This window comes from Microvirga massiliensis (genome assembly GCF_001006805.1).
In the GTDB taxonomy this organism is placed as follows: Bacteria; Pseudomonadota; Alphaproteobacteria; order Rhizobiales; family Beijerinckiaceae; genus Microvirga; species Microvirga massiliensis.
Map to the genome: position 1 here is coordinate 46,239 of NZ_LN811363.1, position 4,483 is coordinate 50,721.

At 62.9% G+C, this 4,483-nt stretch carries 7 protein-coding genes and 1 pseudogene; 3 read left to right on the plus strand and 5 right to left on the minus strand.

The features are described from left to right. Nucleotides 1–142: 142 nt before the first annotated feature. A complete protein-coding gene (locus BN1233_RS32555) occupies nucleotides 143–346 on the minus strand; it encodes a hypothetical protein (RefSeq protein ID WP_046867824.1) in 204 nt (67 codons plus the stop codon). Nucleotides 347–500: 154 nt separating this feature from the next. Here BN1233_RS32555 and BN1233_RS32560 point away from each other — a divergent pair, with 154 nt between their 5' ends. Beyond that, nucleotides 501–734: a hypothetical protein gene (locus tag BN1233_RS32560; protein ID WP_046867825.1), complete on the plus strand. Its 234-nt coding sequence runs from the start codon at nucleotides 501–503 to the stop codon at nucleotides 732–734. 219 nt (nucleotides 735–953) lie between these two features. Here BN1233_RS32560 and BN1233_RS32565 read toward each other — a convergent pair. The 3 genes and pseudogenes from BN1233_RS32565 to BN1233_RS32575 all read right to left on the minus strand — a co-directional run bounded on the left by BN1233_RS32565 (nucleotide 954) and on the right by BN1233_RS32575 (nucleotide 2,533). Then, nucleotides 954–1,222: pseudogene (locus tag BN1233_RS32565) on the minus strand (AzlD family protein). Nucleotides 1,223–1,437: 215 nt separating this feature from the next. Further along, entirely contained in the window at nucleotides 1,438–1,875 is a 438-nt protein-coding gene (locus tag BN1233_RS32570) for a response regulator (protein WP_048709691.1), read from the minus strand. A gap of 10 nt (nucleotides 1,876–1,885) precedes the next feature. Next, on the minus strand, nucleotides 1,886–2,533 hold the full coding sequence (locus BN1233_RS32575) for a sigma-70 family RNA polymerase sigma factor (RefSeq protein WP_063776738.1): 648 nt from the start codon (nucleotides 2,531–2,533) through the stop codon (nucleotides 1,886–1,888). 322 nt (nucleotides 2,534–2,855) lie between these two features. Here BN1233_RS32575 and BN1233_RS32580 point away from each other — a divergent pair, with 322 nt between their 5' ends. Both BN1233_RS32580 and BN1233_RS32585 read left to right on the plus strand, forming a co-directional pair. Further along, complete coding sequence (locus BN1233_RS32580) at nucleotides 2,856–3,419, plus strand: ferritin-like domain-containing protein (protein WP_197094624.1); 564 nt, start codon at nucleotides 2,856–2,858, stop codon at nucleotides 3,417–3,419. A gap of 113 nt (nucleotides 3,420–3,532) precedes the next feature. Next, nucleotides 3,533–3,745: a DUF2934 domain-containing protein gene (locus tag BN1233_RS32585; protein ID WP_052764029.1), complete on the plus strand. Its 213-nt coding sequence runs from the start codon at nucleotides 3,533–3,535 to the stop codon at nucleotides 3,743–3,745. A gap of 62 nt (nucleotides 3,746–3,807) precedes the next feature. On the opposite strand, the gene BN1233_RS48700 is transcribed toward BN1233_RS32585, so the two are convergent. After that, a partial coding sequence (locus BN1233_RS48700; RefSeq protein ID WP_048709694.1) for an alpha-amylase family glycosyl hydrolase occupies nucleotides 3,808–4,483 on the minus strand: 676 nt, incomplete at its 5' end.

Consider the following 4,483-nt stretch of genomic DNA (forward strand, 5'->3'; position numbering starts at 1 on the left):
AGCGCCTCACCCTTCTCGACCTGAATGCCTTGCAGAGGGTTGCAGCTTTCAACGCCGACTACCTGCACCTCGAGCGCGAGGGTGACGGTCTGGACGCCAACATTCGCGAAAGCGGGTGATCCGTGCCCCTGTCCAGCGGCTCTCACGGCGTGCCGCTGGTCTCCTCGCGCTCATGCCTGATGGCCGTGAGGGTATTGGCGATCCGGCTGACGAGCCCCGCAGCCGCTGCCGAGATGCGCGGCTCGTCCTGCTCCTCGAGCATCCGGCGCTTGGTCGAGATCACCGCCTCGACGGCCTCAGGCGTCTTCTCCGTCGTGAGCACGCCGCGCTCGACAAGCGTGATCAACAGGCTCTAGTCCGTGACTTGTCCTCGACCGCAGTCGCCGGATGACCCAGGTGCGTGTGGATGGACGATGATCTCGCGATCCGGCTCACGCAGGATAAGTCGCGATTTGGCGCACGCGGTATCATGAGAGCCTCGACGGCCATAGGGAATCGTCATGATCGATGTCTCCCCTGTCGCAGCTCGGTTTGGCCTCAAGCTCGTGACATTTCTCATCATCGGAGCCTGCCAGATCGTGGCCGGATACCCGAGCTCCTTCTTCAACCTGGCGGGGCTGTCCGGAGTGCTGTGCCTCGTACTCGCGCTTGGGAAGGGTGAATGGCCGTTCAGCCGGTCTCTCACCTACTGGGATGAGGCCACCTGGTTCGGGTTGGTGGCGTGCCTGGGATGAGGAAACCCTGCTGCCCTGGCGATCGCTGCCCCAAACACGGATCGGGAGTTGCGTGGTGGACATCATCGAGGACAGGCATGCCGACACACCTCGGGGCCTCGACCCAGAACTGAGCAACCCGGGCTCTCCTCGCGACGAGATCCATCTCCGATGTGCGACCCGGTCGGTGCTCAAGCTGGCCCGCGAACGGATCCGGGAAACCCTGGACCCATTGCGGACCTAGCCCGTGAGGTGACGCAGCAGCCCCGCGGACACGACAGCGAGCGCGATCGTCGTCAGCATCGGCAGACGCGTCGCTACGACGGCCGTGAGGGCGGGCAAGGGCCATCAGATCAGCCGGCGGCTCGATGACAAGTGCGGTGTGGTCACCGCAATCAGGACGCATCCCGGGGCGGCTTCCATGACGCCCTTGGCGCTGGGGCTGAAGGTGCGGTTGCGCAGCGCAAGGTGGCCCCGATGTGGGTGAGATAGGTGGCAAGGCCCATCATGCTGATGGTGAGCAGATTGATCGCGGGGATTGTCAAGATTGCTTCACCCAGACGTAAGTCGCCCCAATCCCCGACAGTGCACCGGCGATCACATGCCAAGCCCCAGCACGAGGAGATAAACCAGTGCCGAGATGGCGCCACGCGCATCCGGCTCTTCGGGATCGATGCTCTTGAACGCGCACAGGCCTGAAGGCGCGTTCGTCATGGCCGGAACGTTAGGCCGCCCGTGAGGGCCGCTCGGAACGAGCCGGGGCAGCATGGATCAACGCCGCCAGGAGGGCTTCCCGATCACATGGTTTGGTGATCCAGGGCACATGCTGAAGCTCTGCTGGTGAGACACTGCGCTCGTACCCGGAGTAGATCACGAACGGAATGGCACGCTCTTCAAGGATGCGAATGAGAGTGGTGCAAGGTCCATCCTTGAGCGCGTAATCGAGAATGGCCATGGCCGGGGTATTCATGACGAGCCATTCCAGAGCCGCGGCTGCTGACGGGAGCGGCTCGCAAGCCTCCAGGCCCATGTCCGCCAGATAGAGTTGCAGCGAGAGGCCTATCAACGCCTGATCCTCCACGATCATGCAGGCGTTGGGCGAACACGGGTCCACACCGCTGCGGCCCGAAGTGGTCTCAGCGTCGGTCAAATCGAAACTCATGACTGCTTCCTCAGACTGCACCACGTGTGGTCGTGTAGATGTCGCTGGTTTGCCCCGTCAGGCCGTACGGTGCTCGTCCTGCGTCGCTCCTTCTGGTTTCTTCGACACAGAGCACGGCCCTGAGAACACGATCCGGTCCGAGATCCTCCTCATCCTGGAGTTCGAGCAGGCTGGCGAGGCGGGCACGGGCGCGGTTCACCCGGCTCTTGATGGTGCCGATCTTGACCCCGCAAATCTGCGCGGTCTCTTCATAGCTCCACCCTTCTGCTCCGATCAGGAGCAGGACCTCGCGCTGCTCCAGGGAAAGCTGCGCAAGAGCCGTCTTGAGGTCTTCGAGTTCAAGATTGCCATGCTGCTCAGGCAGGGTGGCAAGCATGCCTGCCATCATGCCCTCTGGGTCTTCGACCTCCCGTCTTTTCCGGCGCATCGCGCTGTGGAACTGATTGCGCAGGATGGCAAAGAGCCAAGCCGGGAAGTTGGTGCCCGTTTCGAACTTATGGAGGCTGCCCAAGCCACGAACAATCGCTTCCTGGACCAGGTCATCGGCCTGATCAGCATTGCCGGCCAAGGAGATCGCAAAGGCACGCAGGTGCGGGATCGTCTTGAGGAGGCAGTCACGCAGCTCGGGCGAGAGCAGTGTTCCAGGGTGTTGGGACATTGTTACTCTCCACACTGGGGCAGGAGTATTGCTCCCATTGCTCGTTACCCTTGACCCGGGTGAGGCGACTTGTTGTAAACAGGATTGTAAGTGTCCGGGTTCCAAGATGACCATGAGGCGGAGACAAGTACACCGTGGCGAGTTAACATAGGTTATTCAACTTAACTTTTCTGAAATTCTTTGCCTTAATTTAACCTATGTTTGTCTTAGTTGGCTGGTTCTCGTGGAATGATGGAGCGAACCCGCTGCGTGGCTGCCCGGCACCGCGCCTGCCTGCCGATACCATGCATGGGCACGGCCTCCTCATCGAAAGGATGAAACCATGCAGCAGACATCGACGAGCAGCACCGGGATGTCCGGACCTCAGCCGGGCACATTCCGGGTCGAAGACGCACGCGAGATGATGATCTCGGGCCTGCGCAACGCGCATGGCCTGGAGCAGCAGGCAATCGAGATGCTGGAGCGCAATTCCGAGCGGCTCGAGCACTATCCTGAGCTCCAGGCACGCATTGCCCAGCACCTGAAAGAGAGCCGGCAGCAGCAGGCTCTGGTCGCTCAGGCGCTCGAGGATCTCGGCGAGAGCCCCTCGACGCTGAAGGACACCGTCATGGGCCTCGTGCAGAACGTGCAGATGATGACGCATGCGGCCGCCTCCGACGAGGTGCTGAAGAACAGCTTCGCGGGCTACGCCTTCGAGCACTTCGAGATCGCGTCCTACACGGCGCTCATGGTGATGGCGCGGGCGGCCGGCGAGGCTCGCGTGGAACAGGTCGCGCAGCAGATCCTCGCGCAGGAAGAGGAGATGGCGAGCTGGCTCGAGCAGCACTTGCCCGAGATCGTGAGCCAGCATCTTGTTCTCATGCAGTCGGGCGAGCAGAAGCGCTGAGCTGGTCCGCGGCAGGGCACGCCCCGGTAATCGTTGCGTGACCGGGGTTATGGCCTTTCGTGAACCTGCGCTCGGGGGAAAAGGATAGCGAGGATAATCCTGAGGGGGAGCCGATGATGGGTGACGATCGGGAGCACAGGGTTCGCGAGCGGGCCCACGAGATCTGGGAGCGCCAGGGGCGCTCCGGGAATCCGGAGGATCATTGGTTCGAAGCCGAGCGCGAACTGGCCGAACGTGACGCCGCCTCGCCCGAAGGTGGCGCAGACCAGACCGGGACCGCACCGCAGAAGCCGGCTGCTGTGGACACCGGCCCCAAAACGGCGTGACGGGTGGTTTCAATGATCTGCCACCTTCCGGGCTCATGACAGCATGCCGCGATGCCGGCGCACTACTGCGTGTCCCGACGACACTCCACGATGACGCCCTCGTTGGGGTATAGCGGCAGGGTGCCCGCGATCGTTTCATCCGAACGGTCGAGACCGGTGGAGAGACGTGCCGTCCCGTGATGCGTCACCGGCACGGCCTCCGGAGCTTGGCCGAAATTGAGGGCGACCAGGAATGCGCAGTCCCCAAGGCGCCGCTGGAAGACGAGCACCTCACCGAAACGACCCAGCAACTCGTAGCTGCCGGCCTGGAGCGCGGGCTCCGCACGGCGCAGCGCAATCAGACGGCGATAGAGATTGAGCAGTGAATGCGGGTCGCGAAGTTGCGTGTCGACATTCAATCTTTCGATGCCATCTCCGATCGGCAGCCATGGCTCGCCCGTCGTGAAGCCAGCCTGAGGCCTCGTGTTCCACCGCATCGGCGCGCGATGCGGATCCCGGTTGAGGCCATAACCCGGTACCCGCCGCTCGAATGGGTCGCGAGCCTCGCTCGGCGGGATCTCGACATCGCGCATCCCGATCTCGTCGCCGGCATAGATCGCCACCATTCCGGGCAGGGTGAGCAGGAGCATGGCGGCAATCCGCGCCTGATCAGGTCCAATCCGGTCCGCGATGCGCGGCTTGTCATGGCTCCCGATGAGCCAGTTCGGGCAGGCGCCGGACGGAAGGCTGTCGAGATAC

Excerpts from the sequence above, each read along its gene's own strand:
- BN1233_RS32560 (WP_046867825.1), top strand. The coding sequence starts at position 501 with ATGATCGATGTCTCCCCTGTCGCAGCTCGGTTTGGCCTCAAGCTCGTG.
- BN1233_RS32570 (WP_048709691.1), bottom strand. The coding sequence starts at position 1,875 with ATGAGTTTCGATTTGACCGACGCTGAGACCACTTCGGGCCGCAGCGGT.
- BN1233_RS32575 (WP_063776738.1), bottom strand. The coding sequence starts at position 2,533 with ATGTCCCAACACCCTGGAACACTGCTCTCGCCCGAGCTGCGTGACTGC.
- BN1233_RS32580 (WP_197094624.1), top strand. The coding sequence starts at position 2,856 with ATGCAGCAGACATCGACGAGCAGCACCGGGATGTCCGGACCTCAGCCG.
- BN1233_RS32585 (WP_052764029.1), top strand. The coding sequence starts at position 3,533 with ATGATGGGTGACGATCGGGAGCACAGGGTTCGCGAGCGGGCCCACGAG.